Source organism: Roseovarius sp. CH_XMU1461, from assembly GCF_037027165.1.
In the GTDB taxonomy this organism is placed as follows: domain Bacteria; phylum Pseudomonadota; class Alphaproteobacteria; order Rhodobacterales; family Rhodobacteraceae; genus Roseovarius; species Roseovarius nubinhibens.
Genome location: NZ_JAYMDV010000003.1, coordinates 428264 through 447830, shown reverse-complemented (window position 1 = coordinate 447830; position 19567 = coordinate 428264). Strand labels below are relative to the sequence as shown.

19 protein-coding genes are annotated in these 19567 nt (G+C 64.1%); 8 read left to right on the top strand and 11 right to left on the bottom strand.

Annotated features, from left to right (window positions below):
- Positions 1 to 2: 2 nt before the first annotated feature.
- The 3 genes from WA237_RS11345 to WA237_RS11335 all read left to right on the top strand — a co-directional run bounded on the left by WA237_RS11345 (position 3) and on the right by WA237_RS11335 (position 4615).
- The gene (locus WA237_RS11345) at positions 3 to 3197 is read left to right on the top strand and encodes a DNA translocase FtsK (RefSeq protein WP_336098095.1); all 3195 of its coding nucleotides are present in this window, start codon (positions 3 to 5) and stop codon (positions 3195 to 3197) included.
- A gap of 98 nt (positions 3198 to 3295) precedes the next feature.
- Positions 3296 to 3883: an exopolysaccharide biosynthesis protein gene (locus WA237_RS11340; protein WP_336097772.1), complete on the top strand. Its 588-nt coding sequence runs from the start codon at positions 3296 to 3298 to the stop codon at positions 3881 to 3883.
- Positions 3884 to 3994: 111 nt separating this feature from the next.
- Positions 3995 to 4615 carry a LolA family protein gene (locus WA237_RS11335; protein ID WP_216014795.1) on the top strand — a complete coding sequence of 207 codons (621 nt, stop codon included), beginning with the start codon at positions 3995 to 3997 and terminating at the stop codon, positions 4613 to 4615.
- A gap of 90 nt (positions 4616 to 4705) precedes the next feature.
- Here the strand turns inward: WA237_RS11335 and WA237_RS11330 are convergent, their stop codons facing one another.
- Together WA237_RS11330 and WA237_RS11325 are read right to left on the bottom strand one after the other, a co-directional pair.
- Positions 4706 to 5290: a transglycosylase SLT domain-containing protein gene (locus tag WA237_RS11330; protein ID WP_040618446.1), complete on the bottom strand. Its 585-nt coding sequence runs from the start codon at positions 5288 to 5290 to the stop codon at positions 4706 to 4708.
- A gap of 95 nt (positions 5291 to 5385) precedes the next feature.
- Positions 5386 to 6267, bottom strand: coding sequence for an AEC family transporter (locus WA237_RS11325; protein ID WP_336097770.1), 882 nt, complete (start codon positions 6265 to 6267; stop codon positions 5386 to 5388).
- Between the two features lie 85 nt (positions 6268 to 6352).
- Between WA237_RS11325 and hspQ the strand changes: the two genes are divergently transcribed.
- Complete coding sequence (gene hspQ / locus WA237_RS11320) at positions 6353 to 6679, top strand: heat shock protein HspQ (RefSeq protein WP_216014797.1); 327 nt, start codon at positions 6353 to 6355, stop codon at positions 6677 to 6679.
- Positions 6680 to 6740: 61 nt separating this feature from the next.
- On the opposite strand, the gene WA237_RS11315 is transcribed toward hspQ, so the two are convergent.
- The 3 genes from WA237_RS11315 to WA237_RS11305 all read right to left on the bottom strand — a co-directional run bounded on the left by WA237_RS11315 (position 6741) and on the right by WA237_RS11305 (position 9634).
- Positions 6741 to 8315 carry a gamma-glutamyltransferase family protein gene (locus WA237_RS11315; protein ID WP_336097768.1) on the bottom strand — a complete coding sequence of 525 codons (1575 nt, stop codon included), beginning with the start codon at positions 8313 to 8315 and terminating at the stop codon, positions 6741 to 6743.
- 422 nt (positions 8316 to 8737) lie between these two features.
- On the bottom strand, positions 8738 to 9205 hold the full coding sequence (locus WA237_RS11310) for an ATP-binding protein (protein ID WP_216014799.1): 468 nt from the start codon (positions 9203 to 9205) through the stop codon (positions 8738 to 8740).
- A 72-nt stretch (positions 9206 to 9277) separates the two neighbouring features.
- Entirely contained in the window at positions 9278 to 9634 is a 357-nt protein-coding gene (locus tag WA237_RS11305) for an STAS domain-containing protein (protein ID WP_336097767.1), read from the bottom strand.
- A 90-nt stretch (positions 9635 to 9724) separates the two neighbouring features.
- Between WA237_RS11305 and WA237_RS11300 the strand changes: the two genes are divergently transcribed.
- Positions 9725 to 10897, top strand: a complete 1173-nt coding sequence (locus WA237_RS11300; RefSeq protein ID WP_009814044.1) for a thiolase family protein — start codon at positions 9725 to 9727, stop codon at positions 10895 to 10897.
- A gap of 102 nt (positions 10898 to 10999) precedes the next feature.
- A complete protein-coding gene (locus tag WA237_RS11295; RefSeq protein WP_442970260.1) occupies positions 11000 to 11278 on the top strand; it encodes a hypothetical protein in 279 nt (92 codons plus the stop codon).
- Positions 11279 to 11362: 84 nt separating this feature from the next.
- On the opposite strand, the gene WA237_RS11290 is transcribed toward WA237_RS11295, so the two are convergent.
- A complete protein-coding gene (locus WA237_RS11290; RefSeq protein ID WP_009814046.1) occupies positions 11363 to 12010 on the bottom strand; it encodes a L,D-transpeptidase in 648 nt (215 codons plus the stop codon).
- Positions 12011 to 12355: 345 nt separating this feature from the next.
- Entirely contained in the window at positions 12356 to 13795 is a 1440-nt protein-coding gene (locus WA237_RS11285; RefSeq protein ID WP_336097766.1) for an FAD-binding oxidoreductase, read from the bottom strand.
- A gap of 259 nt (positions 13796 to 14054) precedes the next feature.
- On the opposite strand from WA237_RS11285, the gene WA237_RS11280 reads away from it, so the two are divergent.
- The gene (locus WA237_RS11280) at positions 14055 to 14747 is read left to right on the top strand and encodes a winged helix-turn-helix transcriptional regulator (protein WP_040618008.1); all 693 of its coding nucleotides are present in this window, start codon (positions 14055 to 14057) and stop codon (positions 14745 to 14747) included.
- A gap of 40 nt (positions 14748 to 14787) precedes the next feature.
- Here the strand turns inward: WA237_RS11280 and WA237_RS11275 are convergent, their stop codons facing one another.
- Both WA237_RS11275 and WA237_RS11270 read right to left on the bottom strand, forming a co-directional pair.
- Positions 14788 to 15168: an HIT domain-containing protein gene (locus WA237_RS11275; protein WP_009814050.1), complete on the bottom strand. Its 381-nt coding sequence runs from the start codon at positions 15166 to 15168 to the stop codon at positions 14788 to 14790.
- A gap of 16 nt (positions 15169 to 15184) precedes the next feature.
- Positions 15185 to 16762, bottom strand: coding sequence for a DUF5928 domain-containing protein (locus tag WA237_RS11270; RefSeq protein WP_216014804.1), 1578 nt, complete (start codon positions 16760 to 16762; stop codon positions 15185 to 15187).
- 143 nt (positions 16763 to 16905) lie between these two features.
- Between WA237_RS11270 and WA237_RS11265 the strand changes: the two genes are divergently transcribed.
- Positions 16906 to 17724, top strand: coding sequence for a sulfotransferase family protein (locus WA237_RS11265; protein ID WP_040618009.1), 819 nt, complete (start codon positions 16906 to 16908; stop codon positions 17722 to 17724).
- Positions 17725 to 17861: 137 nt separating this feature from the next.
- Here the strand turns inward: WA237_RS11265 and WA237_RS11260 are convergent, their stop codons facing one another.
- Positions 17862 to 18848, bottom strand: coding sequence for an adenosine kinase (locus WA237_RS11260; protein ID WP_336097763.1), 987 nt, complete (start codon positions 18846 to 18848; stop codon positions 17862 to 17864).
- Positions 18845 to 19489 carry an endonuclease III gene (gene nth / locus WA237_RS11255; protein ID WP_336097761.1) on the bottom strand — a complete coding sequence of 215 codons (645 nt, stop codon included), beginning with the start codon at positions 19487 to 19489 and terminating at the stop codon, positions 18845 to 18847. The genes WA237_RS11260 and nth overlap by 4 nt, the downstream gene beginning before the upstream one ends.
- Positions 19490 to 19567 lie beyond the last annotated feature (78 nt).

Below are 19567 nucleotides of genomic sequence, written 5' to 3'. Positions count from 1 at the left end.
ACATGGCTTATCAGGCACGAGGACGTGATCCGCTGTTGGACAGCAACATGGCTGAGGTGATCGAGCGACGCGGCAAGGAATTGCTGGGCTTCGGGCTGATTGTGGCCGGCCTGATCGTGGCGTTGATGTTCGGCTCCTACAGCCCCGACGATCCGAGCTGGATGTCGGCAGTGGATGCGCCCGTGCAGAACTGGCTCGGGGCCTTCGGGGCCAAGCTCTCGGCGGCGCTGTTCATGATCATCGGCCTCGGGGCCTGGGGCTTTGCCGCGCTGCTGGCGGTCTGGGGCGCACGGTTCGTGCTGCACCGGGGGCAGGAGCGCGCCATGAACCGGCTGATCTTTGCGCCGATCTGGATTGCGGTGCTGTCGATCTATTGCACGACGCTCACCCCCGGTGAAGTCTGGGGCCAGGTCCATACCTTTGGTCTTGGCGGGCTTTTTGGCGACACGATCTTTGGCGTTCTGGTCAATATTCAGCCAATGTCCGGCAGCTTTGCCTTCCGCTTCTTCTCGCTGCTCCTGGGTCTGGCGGCGCTCGGCATGGGGGCCTTTGTTCTGGGCTTTGACCGCGATGAGCTTGGCCGGATTGGCCGCTATCTGCTGGTCAGCCTGATCATGACCTATAACTGGATCATCACGATGGTGGGCCGGGGCGCGACTGGCGCCGCCTTTGTCGCACGCACCGGGGCCGAGAAACATGCCGAGCGCCGCGCCCGCCGCGCCGAGGCACGCCCGGCGATGGCGGCCTCTGGCCCGCGTGACGCGCGGATCAGCGACGAGCCGCGCGTGACCATCGTGCCGCCGCGTCTCACCCGGGGCACGGCGCGGGATTATGAGGAACAAAGCGATCTCAGCGATCTGATCGAGCCGACGCAGGCCAGCCATAGTGCGCCGCGCATCGTGGCCCAGCGCGGCGCCGCCCCGGCGCCCGCCGCAGCCGAGGCACCGCAGAAATCCGGCGGGTTGCTCGCCCGGATGCCGTCGCTCATTCGTCGCCCCGAGCCCACGCCGGAACCGGTCCTGCAGGCGGCCCCCGTGATGGACAATGTCGAACCGGTGGGTGAGGACCGCATTCGCGCCAAGATCGCCGATGTCATCAAGACCCGCGTGCGTCAGAGCCCGTCGCTCCGCGTTGAAAGCGTCGCGCCGCTGACCAAGGGCCGTGGCCGTGGGCCGATCCCTCTGGTGCTCGACACCTCTGCGCCGCGCCGGGGTCTGCCGCCGGAACCGCCGCTGACCGCCCCGGCCGCCGGGCTGCCGCCCGAGCCGCCGCTCACCGCAGCACAGCGGCCCTCGATGCCGCATCCGGCACCGACCTATGCCGCGCCCGTTTATGCAGAGCCGGCCTATGCCGATGTATCCCATGCCGAGCCTTCCATGGCGGACGCGGGCTATGACGCGGGCTATGTTGAGGCAGGCTATGCCGAGGCGGGTTATCTCGAGGCCGATCTCGACGATCTGCCCTATGGCGACGATCCCTATCAAACCCAGCCGGACGAGGCGCTCTATGTGCCCGCCGACACGCCCAATGTTGCCGCCACTGCCGCACCCGTGACGCCGCGCATTCCGGTGCCGGAGCCCAAGAAAGTCGTGCAGCATCCGCCGCGCAAGGCGATCCAGCCCTCGACCCGTGCCGCCGCCGAAGCCCAGCCGAGCCTCGAATTCGAAGAGCGCAACGCGGTGCAATATGAACTGCCGCCGCTGAGCCTGCTGCGCAGCCCGGAAACCATCCAGCGCCATCACCTCAGCGACGAGGCGCTCGAGGAAAACGCCCGGATGCTCGAAGCGGTTCTCGACGATTACGGCGTCAAGGGCGATATCGTCAGCGTCCGTCCCGGCCCCGTCGTCACCATGTACGAGCTCGAACCTGCGCCGGGTCTCAAGGCGAGCCGGGTGATCGGGCTTGCCGATGATATCGCGCGGTCGATGTCGGCCCTGTCGGCGCGGGTCTCCACCGTGCCGGGGCGGTCGGTCATCGGCATCGAGCTGCCCAATGACAACCGCGAGATGGTGGTGCTTCGCGAGATCCTCGCGACCCGCGATTTCGGCGATGGCAACCAGCAACTGCCGCTGGCACTCGGCAAGGACATTGGCGGCGATCCGATCGTCGCGAACCTCGCCAAGATGCCTCACCTGCTCATCGCCGGGACCACCGGCTCGGGCAAATCGGTGGCGATCAACACGATGATCCTGAGCCTTCTCTACAAGCTCACCCCGGATGACTGCCGGTTGATCATGATCGACCCGAAGATGCTCGAACTGAGTGTCTATGACGGCATTCCGCATCTGCTGAGCCCGGTGGTGACCGACCCCAAGAAGGCGGTTGTCGCGCTCAAATGGGTCGTGGCCGAGATGGAAGAGCGCTATCGCAAGATGTCCAAGATGGGCGTGCGCAACATCGCGGGCTATAATGGCCGGGTGGCCGACGCACAGGCCAAGGGCGAGATGTTCTCGCGCACCGTGCAGACCGGGTTCGATGACGAAACGGGCGAGCCCGTGTTCGAGACCGAGCAATTCGCACCCGAGAAAATGCCCTATATCGTCGTGATCGTCGACGAGATGGCCGACCTGATGATGGTCGCGGGCAAGGAGATCGAGGCCTGCATCCAGCGTCTGGCGCAGATGGCGCGGGCGAGCGGCATTCACCTCATCATGGCGACACAGCGGCCCTCGGTCGATGTGATCACCGGCACGATCAAGGCGAACTTTCCCACGCGGATTTCCTTCCAGGTGACGTCGAAGATCGACAGCCGCACCATCCTTGGCGAAATGGGCGCCGAACAGCTGCTGGGCATGGGCGACATGCTCTATATGGCGGGCGGGGCGAAAATCACCCGGTGCCACGGGCCGTTCGTCAGCGACGAAGAGGTCGAGGAAGTGGTCAACAACCTCAAGGCCTATGGCCCGCCCTCCTATATCGGTGGCGTGGTCGAAGGCCCGGACGAGGAAAAGGCCGAGAGCATCGATGCGGTGCTCGGCCTGTCGACCGGCGGCAATACCGATGGCGAAGACGCGCTCTATGATCAGGCGGTGCAGATCGTCATTCAGGACCGCAAATGCTCGACCTCCTATATTCAGCGCAAGCTGGCCATCGGCTATAACAAGGCCGCGCGCCTTGTGGAGCAGATGGAGGAAGAGGGGCTCGTCAGCTCGGCCAACCATGTTGGCAAGCGCGAGATCCTCGTCCCCGAGCAGTAATGCGCCAATAAAGAGCTGAACCTTTTTCGCGCCCGGGCGTTGCCCCCCAGAGTACAGCACTTGGTACACCACTTGGGGAAGAGGCGCGGGGAAGGGTCATGGCGGAGATGCATGAAGCCACCGATATGGTGGAAGAGATGCAAGATCTTGGCGAACAATCCGATGAGGTTTCGGTGCGCGACATGGTCGAGGCGCTGGGCCATCGCGGGTTTGGGCCGCTGATCTTTGTCCCCGCGCTGGTGGTCGTGTCGCCGCTCGGCGGCATTCCGGGGCTGCCGTCACTCATGGCTCTGGTGATCGTGCTCATCGCGGTGCAGATCCTTGTCGGGCGCGACCATTTCTGGCTGCCCGACTGGATCGGCTGCCGCGCGGTGAGCGACGACAAGGTCGACAAGGCCACGCGCAAGATCCACGCCGCGGCGGAATGGCTCGATCGGCATGTGGGCGAACGCCTGCCACGGTTCACCGGCAAGGTGGCCCAGATGGTCGGCGCGCTGGCCGTGATCGTGCTGTGCATCATGGTGCCGCCGCTCGAATTCCTGCCCTTTGCCGCTGTGATCCCGATGTTGGCCATCGCCATCATTGGCCTTGCGGTGACGGTGCGGGACGGCGTTTTGATGCTGGTCGGTCTGGCCGCCGCAGTGGCGGCCTTGATCGGCGGGCTATACATGCTGATATCCATGTAAGCGGGGTTTGATATCGCATAACAGGGGCCAAGACCCCAAATTGAGCCTCAAGGTGCCGCCCAGAGCAGAGACTGCCACAGCGGCATCAGGTATGAAGGAGTAGAACAGTCGATGATGAACCGCAGACAGATACTGGCCACCGGGGCCGCCTGTGTGGCGCTGGCCGCACCGATCCCGGCCACCGCCGCCGAAAAGCTCTCGCTGGGCGAGATTTCGCGCTATCTCAACGGTATCACCACCGCCAGCGGCGATTTCACCCAGATCAATGACGATGGCACCGTGAGCAAGGGCCGGGTGATCATCAAGCGCCCCGGTCGGGTCCGCTTCGAATATGCGCCGCCCGATCGCACGCTCGTGGTCTCTGACGGCTCGACCGTGGGGGTCATCGACGGCAAGTCGAACGAGCCGCCGCAGGGCTTTCCGCTCAACCGGACGCCGCTGTCGATCATTCTGGCGCGCAATGTCGATCTGACCCGCGCCCGCATGGTCACCGGACACCGTGTCGATGGCGCGAAAACCATCGTGCAGGCGCAGGATCCCGCCCATCCCGAATATGGCAATATCGAGCTGGTCTTTACCGGCTCACCGGTCGAGCTGCGGCAGTGGATCATCAATGATGGCGACGGCGCCCGCACCACCGTGGTGCTTGGCGGGCTGCGCAAGGGCGGCAATTTCAGCAATGACAAGTTTGTCATTCCGGGCCTCAAGCCGGGGGCTGCCAAGGACCGCTAAGCGACAGCTGACCCGTTCAGAACACGAAAAACCCCGGCAGGGCGGCGGCCCGGCCGGGGTTTCTCTTTGTGTCGCGTCTGGCGCGGGAGATCAGCTACAGCTGCGCAGCTGACGCCGGTAGGTTTCGGCGCGGTCGGCCACTTTGGAGGCCACGCCCACCAGCCACGGCTTGCCGTTATAGGTGCCGCGTTTGTAGCCGGTGCGCCCCTCGTGATAGGCGAGGTATTGGTTGCGCGCGTCATGCAGCGGGATGCCGAGCCGATCCCGGGTGCCGACCATGTACCAACCCATGAAATCGGTGGCGTCGCGGATGTTGTCGCGCCGCGCCCGGTGCTGGCCGCGCTCTTCGACATATTCTTCCCAAGTCCCGTCGAGCGCCTGGCTATAGCCATAGGCCGAACTGATCCGCCCCATCGGGATCACGCCCAGCGTATAGCGGAACGGCGTCCGCGCATCGCTGTCGAACTTGCTTTCTTGATAGATCGTGGCCATCTGCACATGCACCGGAACGCCCCATTTGCGTTCGGTCGCCTGGAAGGCGCGAAGATAGCCCGGTCGTTGACTGAGAATCGTGCAGGCATTGTCCAGCCCGTCGGGGGATTCCCCAACGCCGCCGCCCCGGCCACAGGCCGCAACAAGTGTCAACAATACCAGCGCGTAAAGACGTCTGCTCATCTGCCTCTCGCTTTCATTATATTTTTTTAGCATTTTAGCGCATTTCGCGGTGACATGAAAACGGGAATTTTGCGTCCCGCGCGTCTTTGCGCCGCTCAGATCAGCACCGACAGCAACAGCGACAGAAATGGCACGGCGAGCAGGGTCGAGACCACCACCAGCCCGGCGACCGCCTCGGCATCGGCCTCGTATTTCGTGGCCAGTAGATAGCCGGTGACCGCGACCGGCGTGGCCATCTGCAGCACCAGAACGCCAAAGGCGACGGGGCCCAGCCCGAACCAGTGGCCGATGCCCCAGCCGACCCCGGCGCAAACCGCGAATTTCACGACGCTCAGCGCCACGGCAGGGCCGATCTTGCCGGGGGACAGCCGCCCCACCGCCACACCAAGGGTGATGAGCATGAGCGGGATCGCCATTTGCCCCAGCAGGGTCAGCGTCTTGGTCACGATGTCTGGCGTCTGCCAGCCTTGCCAGAGGCAGAGCGCCCCGGCGAGCGTCGCCCAGATCATCGGTTCGCGCAGCATCCGAAGCCCGGCGCCGCGCCCCGCCACCAGCTTGATCCCAAAGGTGAAATAGCCCAAGGCCGAGATCGCCAGCACCACCACCGCGATCTCGAGCCCCTCTTGCCCAAAGGCAAAGAGCGCCAGCGGCAGGCCGATATTGCCGGTGTTGCCAAAGAGGAAAGGCGCCAGATAGGTGCGCAGGTCAAAGCCCAGCCCACGCAAGAGCCCCCAGCCCACCAGAGCCACCGCCAGATGCGCCAGCCCGGCGGCCAGCGCCACCCGGCCCAGCGCCGCTAGATCGGCCTCGGCCTGCATCAAGGCGGTAAAGACAAGGGCCGGCACCGCGAGGTTCATCGCCAGCCGCGAGACGAACTGCAACGGGTAGTCGAACCCCAGCCGCATCCAGCCAAATCCGATGCCCGCGAGCAAGAAAACAGGGGCGACGACGCCGATAACTGTCACGACGAGGTTCACAGACTGTTTCTCATCTTTCCCGGCTTCTCCATTGGACAAATCCCCCTTGAAACCTTTAGGATCACTGGTTAGGGGCTGCAATGATATGTTAAAAACACGCGCGAAATATAATCTCGGACAGGTTGTCCGGCACAAGAAACATCCCTTTCGCGGTGTTGTCTTTGATGTCGACCCTGAGTTCTCGAACACCGAGGAATGGTATGATTCCATTCCCGAAGACAGCCGCCCGACCCGGGATCAGCCCTTCTATCATCTGCTCGCCGAGAATGATCAGAGCTACTATGTCGCCTATGTGAGCGAACAGAATCTGATCGCCGATTACTCGGGCGTGCCGGTGGAACATCCTGACATTCCCGACCTCTTCGGGCCGTTCGAAGACGGGCAATACCCGCTCCATTTCCATCTGAACTAGGCGGCGCGACCGGGTTTGACCGGGCCGCGCCACTGTTGCATGCGCCGGGGTGCGCCGGGCCTCAATAGCCCAGCGCGCAGCCGTCCTTGCGCGGGTCCGACCCGCCGATCAAGAGCCCGTCGGGCCGGGCCACGATCGCCTGTGCGCCGCCGATGGCGGTCTCGGGGATTTCAACCTCATGCCCCATATCGGCGAGCTTGGCGCGCACGCTGTCATCATAGCCGCGTTCCACCTGCATCTTGCCGCCCGCCGCAAAGGCCCGGGGCGCGTCGATGGCGGCCTGAATATCCATGTCGAAATCCAGAAGGTTCGAGACGAGCCGCGCATGGCCATTGGGCTGATAGGCGCCGCCCATCACGCCAAAGGGCATCACCATGCCGCCCGCATTGCGCAGCACACCCGGGATGATCGTGTGCATCGGCCGCTTGCCACCCTTGAGCTCGTTCGGATGGCCCTCGGCGAGGGTAAAGCCCGCGCCACGGTTCTGAAAGCCGATGCCGAAGGTCTCGGACGCGAGCCCCGCGCCAAAACCGTGGAAGGTCGAATAGATGAGCGACACCGCCATGCGATCACGGTCGATCACGGTGATATAGATGGTTTCCTTATGCACCGCCTCGGTGAGCCGCGAGACATGGGACATGGCGCGGGCCGGGTCGATGAGCGCCGCCAGACCGTCGGCCAGATCCTCGCTCAGCATGAATTGCACCCGCGCCGTATGGTCGGGGTCGGCGATGATCCGGTCGCGCGCGTCATAGGCGAGCTTGGCCGCCTCGGCCTCGATATGGGCGCGTTCGGCACCCCAGGGGTCCATCCCGGCAATGTCGAAACGCGACAGGATATTGGCCATGAGAATGCCCGTGGCGCCTTGGCCGTTGGGCGGATGCTCGACGATCTCATGGTCCTTGTACTGGCCCGAGATGGGCGTGGTGTCATTACCTCGATGGTTGGCAAAATCGTCGAGCGTATGCACACCACCCGCCGCGCGCAGGGCGGCGACCATGTCCTCGGCCACGGGACCCTCGTAGAACCCGGCCCTGCCAGAGCGGGCCACATGGCGCAGCGCCTCGGCCTGGCCCGCGCTCTTGAAGATCTCGCCTTCGCGATAGGGCTGGCCGTTGTTGAGGAAATGGGTTTTGCCATGTCCCTTGAGGGCGCTGGCGGCGATGGGCCAGTCAAAGGCCACGCGCGACGCGACCGGCACGCCCTCGTCGAAATAGCGGATCGCTGGCGCGAGAAGCCGGTCGATGCCAAGCTTGCCTTCGGTCTCGGCGAGGCTGCAGAAGGCCTCGACCGCGCCGGGGATGGTCACCGCTTCGACCTCTTGCAGAGGCACGGTTTTGAGCCCGCGGGCGCGCAGATCGGCAGCGTCGAGCGCGGCGGGCGCGCGGCCCGAGCCGTTATAGCCCTTGATCGCCTCGCCGGGGCGGCCCCAGAGCACAAAGCAATCGCCGCCAAGCCCGGTCATCTGCGGCTCGCACAGGCCGAGCAGCACCGCCCCGGCAATCGCCGCATCCATCGCATTGCCGCCGTCCTGGAGGATCGACACGGCGACCTGTGCGGCAAGAGGGTGCGACGTGGCGCACATCCCGTTTTGGGCCAGAACGGGGGAACGGCCAGGCCGGTGAAAATCTCGCATGAAAGGCTCCTTCCTTGTCTTGGGACGGAGACTAGGCGCGCGCGCGGGAAAAGCCAATTGCCGCCGCGCAGATATCCGGGGATCGGGCGGGGCAGGCAGGGGGTTCATATCTGTGCGAATGAATAAAGGGCTGACGCGGGAGGCGCGCGAGCCCGGGGAGATGCATAAAACCTCGACGCCGCGTACTGGGTGGGGGCTGTTAAACGCGGCGCCGAGGGAAGCCTTATGCAGCTACAGGATCCTGTATGCCGGTGATTCCTGACCGCAATAGGGGCAGAGTTTGACCAATTTGCGGCAGAGTTAACTTTCCGCCGCGCCCCTGAGGGTTGTGATCCCACCGGCCGGGGACTGATCAGCGTCATGGGCCTTGGGCCGCAGGATCAAGGGAATAAGGCCGCGCCTATCCCAAAAGCGCGGCGGGATCAGCCGTCGCGGGGCAGGCGGGTCTCGGGCGAGATGGTAAAGCCGAGGATCAGGCAGTTTTCATCGCCCTCGCGGCGATAGGTCAGCGTATCGGCGAGGCTGCGGATCAGGTGCCAGCCAAATCCGCCCTCCGGCAGGCTGGCGCGGTCCTCCCCCGGTTCGGGGGGCGGCGTGTCGGGCAGGCGATGGTCGGGCATCGCATGCCCCTTGTCGCGGATCTCGATGTAGAGAATGTCGCCAAAGGGCCGCGCGACCAGCGAAAACCCCGCCTCGCGCCGCCGGTAATAGGCATGTTCGACCACATTGTTGAGCGCCTCGGCGACCGCGATCTCGACCGTGCTGCAAAACGCCTCGGTCAAGCGACGCGAGGCGAGCCAGCCGCGCGTGTCGGCCAGCGCGGTGCGCACGGCCAGCGGGTTCGCCCGGAGGGCGAGCGCAAAGCCGATGGGATCCGATTGATCGGTCATCTCTCAACCGGGCCGCATGAGGGGCCGGATGAGGGGCCGGGGCAGGGCGCTGGCATCAGTCATCTGCCTGCATCACCCAGCCAGTTGCGCACGGGCATCGCTGGCATGCGCGTGGATGGCGAACACGGTGTCCATCCGTGTCAGGCGAAACACCTTGTCCACATCCGCCGTCAGCCCGGCGAGATGCATGTTGCGGTCGGCCTCCAGCGCCTTCATCGCGCCGACAATCGCGCCAAGCCCGCTCGAATCAACAAAGCTCACCTGCGAGAGGTCGAGAATGACATCACCCGCGCCGCCCGCGGTGAGCCCGCGCATCGCGTCCTTGAACTGAATGGCGACCGAGGCATCAATGCGCGCGGCATTGACCGTGATCACCGTGGCCCCCGCGCCGCCGGGCGGCCCGGGTATCGGATTGCTGGACAGCTCCATGTCACCTCCGCACATAGGTACTAGTACGGCTGAGGCTAGACCTAAAACCTTACCATTCGGTATTCAGACCCAAACGAGGAGGATGAGATCATGAAAGACGTGGTGATTGCCGGGGCGGCGCGGACGCCCATGGGGGGATTTCAGGGCGCCTTTGATGGCGTGCCGGCGGCGACGCTCGGCGGGGCGGCGATCCGGGCCGCGCTGGCCGATGCCAAGGCCGCAACGGTGGACGAGCTGCTGATGGGCTGTGTGTTGCCCGCGGGGCAGGGCCAGGCGCCGGCGCGGCAGGCGGGCTTTGCCGGGGGGCTTGGCGAAGAGGTGCCGGCGACCACGCTTAACAAGATGTGCGGCTCGGGCATGAAGGCCGCGATGATGGGCTTTGACCAGATCGCGCTCGGCCATGCCGAGACGATGATCGCGGGCGGCATGGAGAGCATGTCGAACGCGCCCTATATGCTGCCCAAGATGCGCGGTGGGGCGCGGATCGGCCATGGCGAAGTGGTCGATCACATGTTCCTCGACGGGCTCGAAGATGCCTATGACAAGGGCCGGTTGATGGGCACCTTCGCCGAGGATTGCGCCGAGCATTACCAATTCACCCGCGAGGCGCAGGACGCCTATGCGATCGGCTCGCTCGAAGGGGCGTTGGCGGCGCAGAAATCCGGTGCGTTTGCAGGGGAAATCGCGCCTGTGACCCTGTCCTCGCGCAAGGGCGATGTGACCGTGTCGGAGGATGAACAACCGGCCAAGGCACGGCCGGAAAAGATCCCGACGCTGCGGCCAGCGTTTCGCGAGGGCGGCACGGTGACGGCGGCCAATTCGAGCTCGATCTCGGACGGGGCGGCGGCGCTGGTGCTGGCGTCGCGGGCGGCGGCAGAGGCGCAGGGGCTCAACATCCGGGCGCGCATCGTCGGCCATGCCAGCCATGCGCAAGCGCCGGGCTGGTTCACCACCGCGCCGGTGCCCGCCGCGCGCAAGCTGCTCGACCGGATCGGCTGGTCGGTGTCGGATGTCGATCTGTGGGAGGTGAACGAGGCCTTTGCCGTGGTGCCGATGGCCTTCATGCATGAGATGGGCCTGCCGCGCGATGTGGTGAATGTGAACGGCGGGGCCTGTGCGCTCGGCCATCCGATCGGGGCCTCGGGGGCGCGGATCATGGTGACCCTGCTCAACGCGCTCGAGACGCGGGGGCTCAAGCGCGGGGTGGCGGCGATCTGCATCGGTGGCGGCGAAGGCACGGCCATCGCGATCGAGCGCGACTGAGCGATCACACCGCCCTTGGATCAGCGGCGGGATGGGCGGAAAGCGCTGGTTTTTCAGCAAAGAATCGCCCATCCTGCCGGCAAACCAAGGGAGATCACGATCGTGAAAAAACAATTTTGGCTAATGGCCTTTGCCCCTGTGCTGCTGGCGGCTTGTGAGCCGATGCCGCAGGCCAACACATCGCCCGAGGGCTTTCTCAACGAACTGCCGCCCAGCCTGATCGAGATGGCGGCGCCGAATCAGGATCTGACGGCGGTGAGCATCGATCCCAATGACGGCTGCTATCTCTATCGCTATCGCGGCCCGGTCGAGACGACGATGCTGCCGCTGCGCGCGCGCAATGGTCAGCCGATCTGTTCGCGCCCGCCAGAATCCGTCTGACCGGCGACACGGGGTCGTTCAGCGGCCTCTAAGAAACGCACAAGGCGCGCCCCGTGGGACGCGCCTTTTTCATGTCTGGCTGGATCAGACCTCGGGGGCGTAGAGATGCGCCGTGGCGCCGATCTTCACATGTTCGTAGAGGTCGTTGATATGGGCCATCACCATGCGCACGCAGCCCGAGCTTGCCCGGCCGCCGATCGAGCGTTGGTTGGGCGAGCCATGGATGCGCAGATAAGTGTCGCGATTGCCGACATAGAGGTAAAGAGCGCGTGATCCCAAGGGGTTATTGGGGCCGGCGTCCATGCCATCGGCGTGCTGCGCATAGAGATGCGGATCACGTTTGATCATGTTCGCGGTGGGCGTCCAGGTCGGCCATTTCGCCTTGCGGCGGATCGAATAGGTGCCCGGCTCGTAGAGATTGCCGCGGGCGATGGCCACGCCATAGCGCATCGCGGTGCCGTCGGGCTGAATGTGATAGAGATAGCGGGCCACCGCATCGACATGGATGTCACCCGAACGCAGCCCGTCATTGGCCTCGACCACCTGCGGCAGAAAGCGCGGGTGCAGGCCCCAGGGGTTCGAGGTGAAGGGATCATAATCGGCGGGTGTGACCTGGGCATCCCATTGCGACCATTTCGACCGGTTCGTCGTCGGTGCGGCCAGCGCGGGGCTGGCGATGGGGGCCGAAAACATGGCTGCCGCCGAAATCACGAAATGGCGTCTGGTCAACATGGGTTAAGTCCTCGGTTGCGGCGTTTACAAAACTGTCGGGTTTAAAAATATGGTGCCTGTTGTCATAGGTCCAGTCACCACCCCGTGTGCAATGAGAAAAGCGCATAAAGACGGTGATTGGTTCCCAAATCCGTGAATTTGGTGGCAGAAATGTCAAACTTTGACAGGTCTGCTGGGCGAATCGCCCGAGGAATCAGACCCTCTGAAAGGGCGTTTTCGGCGCTCACATCCAAGGTTTCGGTAACACGTCGGTATTACGGCGGTATCGCGACAGTATGGCCCCGGCCCGCGCGGGGCAGGCCGGGACCGGGTTGAAACAGCAGATTTATTTCGCCGTCTCCGGTTTTATTTCGCCGCCACCGGTATTTTCTGCGGCGCGATATTGTGATTGGCCCGGAAGAGATTGCCGGGGTCATGGCGCGCCTTGATCTCGGCCAGCCGGGCGAGATTGCCGCCATAGGCCTCGGCGAGGCGGCCCGGCTCATCCTCGGGGATGAAATTCACATAGACGCTGCCTGCCGCATGCGGCGCGGTGGCGTCAAAGAGATCGCGCGCCCAGCCGATACAGGCGCGGTCCTTGGCCGGGTCCTCCCAGCGGGTGTGCACATTCATGGTGAAATGCGCCTGCCGCTGGGGAAAGGCGGTGGCGTCGCTGGCGACCCGCGCCATGGCCCCGCCGATATGGGCGATGAACACCTCCGAGGCCGGATCGGGGAGATCGGCGGCGGCGGCGAGAATCGCGTCGATGGCCCCATCGCTCAGCGCGGTGAAATCATGGCTCTTCCAGTAGTTCCGCGCCCCCGGCGTGAGCAGCGGATCAAAGGCCGCCTGCCAGCCGGTGAAAGGATGCGGCGAGATCACATCGGCAATCGGCGCGCCAAGGCCGCGCAGCTCTGCCATGGCGGCCTCGCCCTCGGCCATGTCGCCGGCATAGCAGGCGCCAAAGATCAGCACCTCGCGCCCGTGCCACGCCTCGGGCAGGAAGGGCAGCGGCGGCGCCTTGCGCATCACCGCCCAAACGGTGAGCTCGTCCGGCGCCCGGTCGCAAATGCCGCGAAACTCCTGCAAGAGTTCCCGCGCCTCGGCGAAAGGATGCACGATCAACCCCGACAGGACCTCGGGCCCGAGCGGATGCGCCTGGAACTCGAAGGCGGCCACCACGCCGAAATTGCCGCCGCCGCCGCGGATCGCCCAGAAGAGATCGGGGTTCTCCTCGGCGCTCACATGGCGGAGCTGACCATCCGCTGTGACCAGCTCGGCCGAGATGAGATTGTCGACGGTCATGCCGAATTTGCGGGTGATCCAGCCAAAGCCGCCGCCCAGCGTCAGCCCCGAGATGCCGGTGGTGGAATTGACGCCCGAGGGCACCGCCAGCCCATAGAGCTGGGTCTCGCGGTCCATATCACCCAAAAGCGCGCCGGGATCGACATGCACCCGCCGCCGCGCCGCATCGACATGGACCGAGCGCATCTGCGACAGGTCGAGCAGGAGCGCGCCGTCGATCACCGCCAGCCCGGCAATCTGATGCCCGCCCGCGCGGACCGCCATCAGCAAACCATTGTCGCGGGCGAAATTCACCGCCATCTGGATGTCGCCAGTGCCGAGCGCCCGGATCACCAGACCGGGCCGCCGGTCGATCATCCCGTTCCAGATCGTGCGCGAAACGTCATAGCCCGCCTCGTCTGGCGCGATGAGCGCCCCGCGCAGCCCGCCTTCCAGCGCCGCCAGCGTCTCTGCCGCAAGCTCTCGCGTGCCGCCGCTCAGCGTTTTCAATGTTACACTCATGATCCTATCCTCTCCTGATGTCCCCGTGGGATGTGAAAGCCCGGACAGCATCGCAGAGAGAGGCGGCGGCCAGATAGTGCAGGGTCTGTACCACGAGGTCCAGTTTCTGAACTGGAGCGAGGAGGCGCGAGAACGCTAGGGTTGTGCTATACTCGCCGCCATGCGGCCCGCCTCTTCGGCCTGTTCATTCGGCACGTGGAGGGCCATTCGGCCCGTGGAGGGCGGGGCGCGACAATGGTTTCCGAGTGAGGGAGAACCCATGGCCCATAGCAGTTACCGTCAATTTTGTCCCGTCGCGATGGCGGCGGAAATCCTCTGCCGCCGCTGGATGATGCTGGTCATCCGCGAGCTGGTGGCAGGCACCACCCGGTTCAACGATCTGCGGCGCGGGGTGCCGAAAATGTCGCGCAGCCTGTTGGCGACGCGGCTGCGCGAGCTCGAAGATTTCGGCGTGATCGAGCGCCATCTTCTGTCGCATCAAAGCGGCGTGCATGAATACCGGCTCACCGAAGCGGGGCGGGATCTCCTGCCGGTGGTCGAGGCGGTGGGCAATTGGGGGCAGAAATGGGTGGAATCGCGGCTGTCGCTGCGCAATCTCGATGCCTCGCTGTTGATGTGGGATATGCACCGCAATCTCGACCCTGCGCCGCTGCCGAACCGGCGCTGTCTGATCCAGTTCTGCTTTCCCGAACTGCCGCCGCGACAACAGAATTATTGGCTGGTGGTCGAGCCCTCGGGCGATGTCGAGCTCTGCCGCGATGATCCGGGGTTCGAGCTCGACCTGCTGGTGACCACCGATCTGCACAGCATGACGATGATCTGGATGGGGCTGGCCACGGTGCAGGAGCTGCGCGAGCGGCTCGATCTGTCGGGGGATCGCGAGATCGCGGCAAGGATGCAGACTTGGCTCGGGCTGAGCCCCTTTGCGCCGACGGAACGCCGGGTGTCCTGAGCGCCCGGCTGTCTTATGCAGGAGGCTCAGGCCGGTCAGGTCAGTCCTTGGCGAGCATCCGGCCGAGCATCCGGCCGCCGAGGATGTGCAGATGGAAATGCGGCACTTCCTGCACGCCATCCTCGCCGCAATTGGTGATCGCGCGATAGCCCGCCCCGGCGGCCCCCGGCGCCACGCCGGTCATCCGGCAGACATCGGCGACGCTGCGGTTGAAATCGACGATTTCGGCATCGCTGGCGGTGCTGGCGAAATGGTCATAGCAGACATAGGGCCCCTTGGGGATCACCAGCACATGCACCGGCGCCTGCGGCGCGATGTCGTTGAAGGCAAGGCTGTGCTCGGTCTCGAGCACGGTGTCATTGGGGATCTCGCCGCGCAGGATCTTGGCAAAGATATTCTGGTCATCATAATCGTAGGGCATGCAGGTCCTTTCGCGGTCAATCCGCGTAGAGGTGATCGGTTTGCGCTATTTCAATGGCCTTGTCCGCCGAGATGTCAAGGAAGCGGGCGATCTTGGCGGCGTTTTCCTCGGTGCTGTCGGACTGTCGCATGGTGAAGTGATTTTCGAACTCGGCATCGCGGATGCGGTCGCTCTCAAACGTCATGTCCGAGCGGATCGTCGGCAACAGCCGTTCCAGCGTTTCCTGCGGTGTCTGTTCCCCCGCGAGCCCGACGCGCATGGCATGGCCGATGAGATATTCGTCGGTGAAGTCGCATTGCACCTCGAGCAGCCGTGTGACCGACCGGTCGCCGCAGAAATCCTGCAAGAGATCGAGACTGGCGGGATCGAGACAGATGATCATCTGATCGGTCTCGTAATAGTCAAACAGCATCCGCATCAGCGCCCGGCGGTGGCGGTGGCGTTTCTCCATCGTCGACTGAATGCCGCCGAGATCGGGCAGCGGCGTGCTGTCCTCGTTGAACAGATATTCGATCGCCGTCAGGTTCGTCGCCTGCCGCACCGCGGTCAAAAGCCGCTTGGCCACATGCCATTTCTTGCAGACCACGATCATCAATTCGCGCTGCCGGCCGAGCGTGCTCTCGGTCTCCCAGAACCGCATGGCAAAGCGCCGCCCGATGCGGCCGCGCCCGGTAAGGAATTTGAACAGCGACCGCCCCTCGTTGGAGATCTTGAACGTCGCCGCCTCGTCGGAATAGAGCGCGCCGAGCCGCTGTTTGAGCTCGGTCGCCTCGGGGCTGATCTTGCGGGCAAAGAGGAAATCCTGGCTCAGCAGCAGATCATAGTGATCATTGTAAAAGGTCTGCGGCATCCCGTAATCGGTGAACATCAGGAAGGTGAGCGTGCGCGTCTCGATCTCGTGATCGGGGACGACATGGCGCACCAGCGTCTGAAAGAAGGTCTCGTCGGGGATCCAGGTGGTGCGGAAGAACCGCATCACATCGCGCCGCCTGCGGGTAAACTCGAGAATCCACTCGATGGTGCGGCGGCGCAGACACCACCATTGGCTGCCGATCATCACCTGGATATCGGCGGGGATCGCGCGCGACAGGCCAAGCCGGCGCTGCAGGTTCATCGAGGCGTAGAACAGCCGCTTTCTGTTGCGCTCGTTGAAATAGTGGCGATAGATCAGCCGCTCTTCCTTGATGCCGGTCTTGATCCAGTCGCTGTCGAAATAATCAAAGCTTTCGATGTAATCGACATCGCGGGCATCGAGAAACTCATGCGCGTAATGCGCCGATTTGATCGCCGCGCAATCGCCCGACAGCATGTAGAAATGCGTGGCCCGGGGAAAAGCCTCGACCGCCGCCTCGACCGCATAGAGCGTCGCCTGCACCAAGGACCATTCGCCCCAGCCGCATTTGATCCGCTTGCGGGCAAAGGCCACATTGGGATTGTCGGCCAGCGCCTCGCGGATGCGGGCGAAATGTTCGGGCTTGGCCCGGGCGTCGAAATGGATGGCGATATAATCCCCCGCCGCGGTCAGCATCTCGGCCTGACCGATGATGGCCTCGGGGTCTTTGTGACACAAAAGGATATATGCGATTTTCGCCATACTGGAAACGACTGGCCCTCAGTTTTAGGATTGTTTACAGTGATAGTGCTGAATAAGCATTGAATAAACAGGCATTTCGGGTTTTTTTGTTGAATGGAACATGGACGGCGCAACGAAGCGGTCCGTGGTTGGAGGTGAGGAATATGGGCTTTCCCGGGACATGGATGACCGAGAGCGAAAGTGTGGTCTATCGAGTGGTGCCGAAATGCGCCTGCTCGACCATCGGCCAGATCATGTATTACTCCGATCACGGGACCTTCTTTGATGGCGACATCCATGACGCCAAGGGCGGCATGCACAAATGGGCGCTGGACGAGAGTCAGGCGCTGATCACGCGCAACGTTCAGGCGCATGATTCCTACGCCTTCACCTGCGTGCGCAACCCCTACACCCGCATCCTGTCCTCCTTCTTTGACAAGATCTGCGGCATTCAGCGCAATGGCAGCCGCTATCGCGGCAAGCTGGTGCCTTTGCTGATCCAGAAATACGGCATCGAGGTCGGCGGCGAGGACGGCAAGCAGGAGTTCGACCAGATCAAGAGCTTCCGCCGCTTCCTGCTCTTTGCCCGCGACACCATCCGCTGGCGCCGCCCGATGGAGCCCGACATCCACTGGTCGGCCCAGGCCGGCCATATCTCGACCTTCATCGTCAACGGCGGCCGCTACGACAAGATCTTCTGGACCGAGAAGTTCAACGAGGGCATGGGCGAGGTGCTGAGCGCCATCGAGACGCCGAAACAGGTCGATCTCGACACCATCCCGCGCTTTAACGAAAGCGAAGGCCACGGCCCGAAACGCGCCCATCCGGTCGAAGATTACTTTGACGATCTGGCGATGCATCTCGTCTACGAGATCTATCACCGCGATTTCGAGCTGTTCAAATACGACTTTGAAGACCCGTCGAACAAGATGCCGACCGGCGAGATCGATCTCGACGAGGTCCACGCCAAGCTCGGCGACTAGAGGCACGCGGTGAAGAGGGGCGCGGCCCCTCTTGGCCTTGCGGCCAATTCACCCCGGGATATTTCAAGCCAGAAGATGCGCCTCTTTCTGGGTCCAAATACCCACATCCGGCGGCTGCCGCCGGGCTCAGACGGGGCTCAGACGAGCCCTTCGGCGCGGAACATCTCCAGCACATCCGCCTCGGGGCGCGCGCCATAATGGGTGATCACCTCTGCCGCCGCGATACAGCCCATGCGCCCGGCCACCGCCATCGGCACGCCGGAGACGAGCCCAAAGAGGAAACCGGCGGCGAATTGATCGCCCGCGCCGGTGGTGTCGAGCGGCTTGATCGGGGTGACGGGCACCTTGGTCACATCCTCGCCGCGATGGATCGTCACCGCGTCGCCCGAGCGGGTGCAGACCACGAGCCGCGTGTCGCGGCTGGCCTGGGTCAGGGCGGCGTCGAGATCCTCGGTCTGGTAGAGGGCGCGCCATTCGTGATCATTGCCGATCACATAATCGAGCTCGCGCAGCAGGGCGCGGAAATCGCTGCGGTGGCGGTCGACGCAGAACGGGTCCGAGAGCGAGATCCCCGCCAGCCCGCCCGCCTCGCGGCAGATGCGCGCGGCCTCGGTAAAGGCCGCCTTGCCGCGCGGTTTGTCGTAGAGATAGCCTTCGAGCAGCAGCAGATCGCATTCGCCTGCGACGCTGTCGTCGACATCTTCGGGGCCGAGCTCGGTCGAGATGCCGAGATAGGTGTTCATCGAGCGTTCGCCATCGGGCGAGACGAAGATCATCGAGCGCGAGCTGGTCTGGTCGCCGCCGGGCACCGGCGCGTTGACGAAATGGCTGCCCACGTCGCTCATCGCCTTGGCGTAGTAGCGGCCGAGCGCGTCGTCATTGACGCGGCCGATAAAGCCGGTGGTCAGGCCCAGCGCGCCCATGCCCGCCACCGTGTTGGCGACCGAGCCGCCGGGGGCCTGGGTGCGGTTCTGCATTGCCGCATAGAGCGCCTCGGCGCGGTCCTGATCGATCAGCGTCATGACGCCTTTTTCGATGCCCATCTCTTGCAGAAACGCGTCCTCGCATTGCGAGATCACATCGACAACGGCATTTCCGATGCCGACGGCCTGATAGGTGCTCATAGGGTCTTGTCCTCGAATTGGCAGAGATCGCGGATGATGCAGGTCGGGCACATCGGTTTGCGCGCTTTGCAGTGATAGCGCCCGTGCAGGATCATCCAGTGATGGGCGTGATGTTGGTAATCGGCGGGGATCTGGTCCTCGATGGCGCGTTCCACCGCCACCACATCCTTGCCCGGTGCGATGCCGGTGCGGTTGCCGACGCGAAAGATATGGGTGTCGACGGCCTGGGTGGGCAGGCCCCACCACATGTTGAGCACCACATTCGCGGTCTTGCGGCCGACGCCCGGCAGGCTCTCGAGGGCGGCGCGGGAATTGGGCACCACCCCGCCATATTCATTGACGAGGATTTCCGACATGCGGATCACATTCTTGGCCTTTTGCCGGAAGAGCCCGATGGTCTTGATATGTTCGGTCAGCCCCTCGAGCCCGAGGTCGAGCATTTTCTGCGGCGTGTCGGCAATCGGCCAGAGCGCCCGCGTGGCGCGGTTGACGCCCGCATCGGTGGCCTGCGCCGAGAGCGCCACCGCCACCACCAGCGTATAGGCGTTGACATGTTCGAGCTCGCCCTTGGGTTCGGGCTCGGCCGCGTGGAAGCGGGCAAAGATCTCGCGGATCGTGTGATAATCGAGCTGCTTGGCCATGGCCAAAGCTATGACCGGATTTGCCGGGATGCGCAATATTCGGGTCGCGCGGGTGGGGGGCGGCGGGCTAGTCTCCGG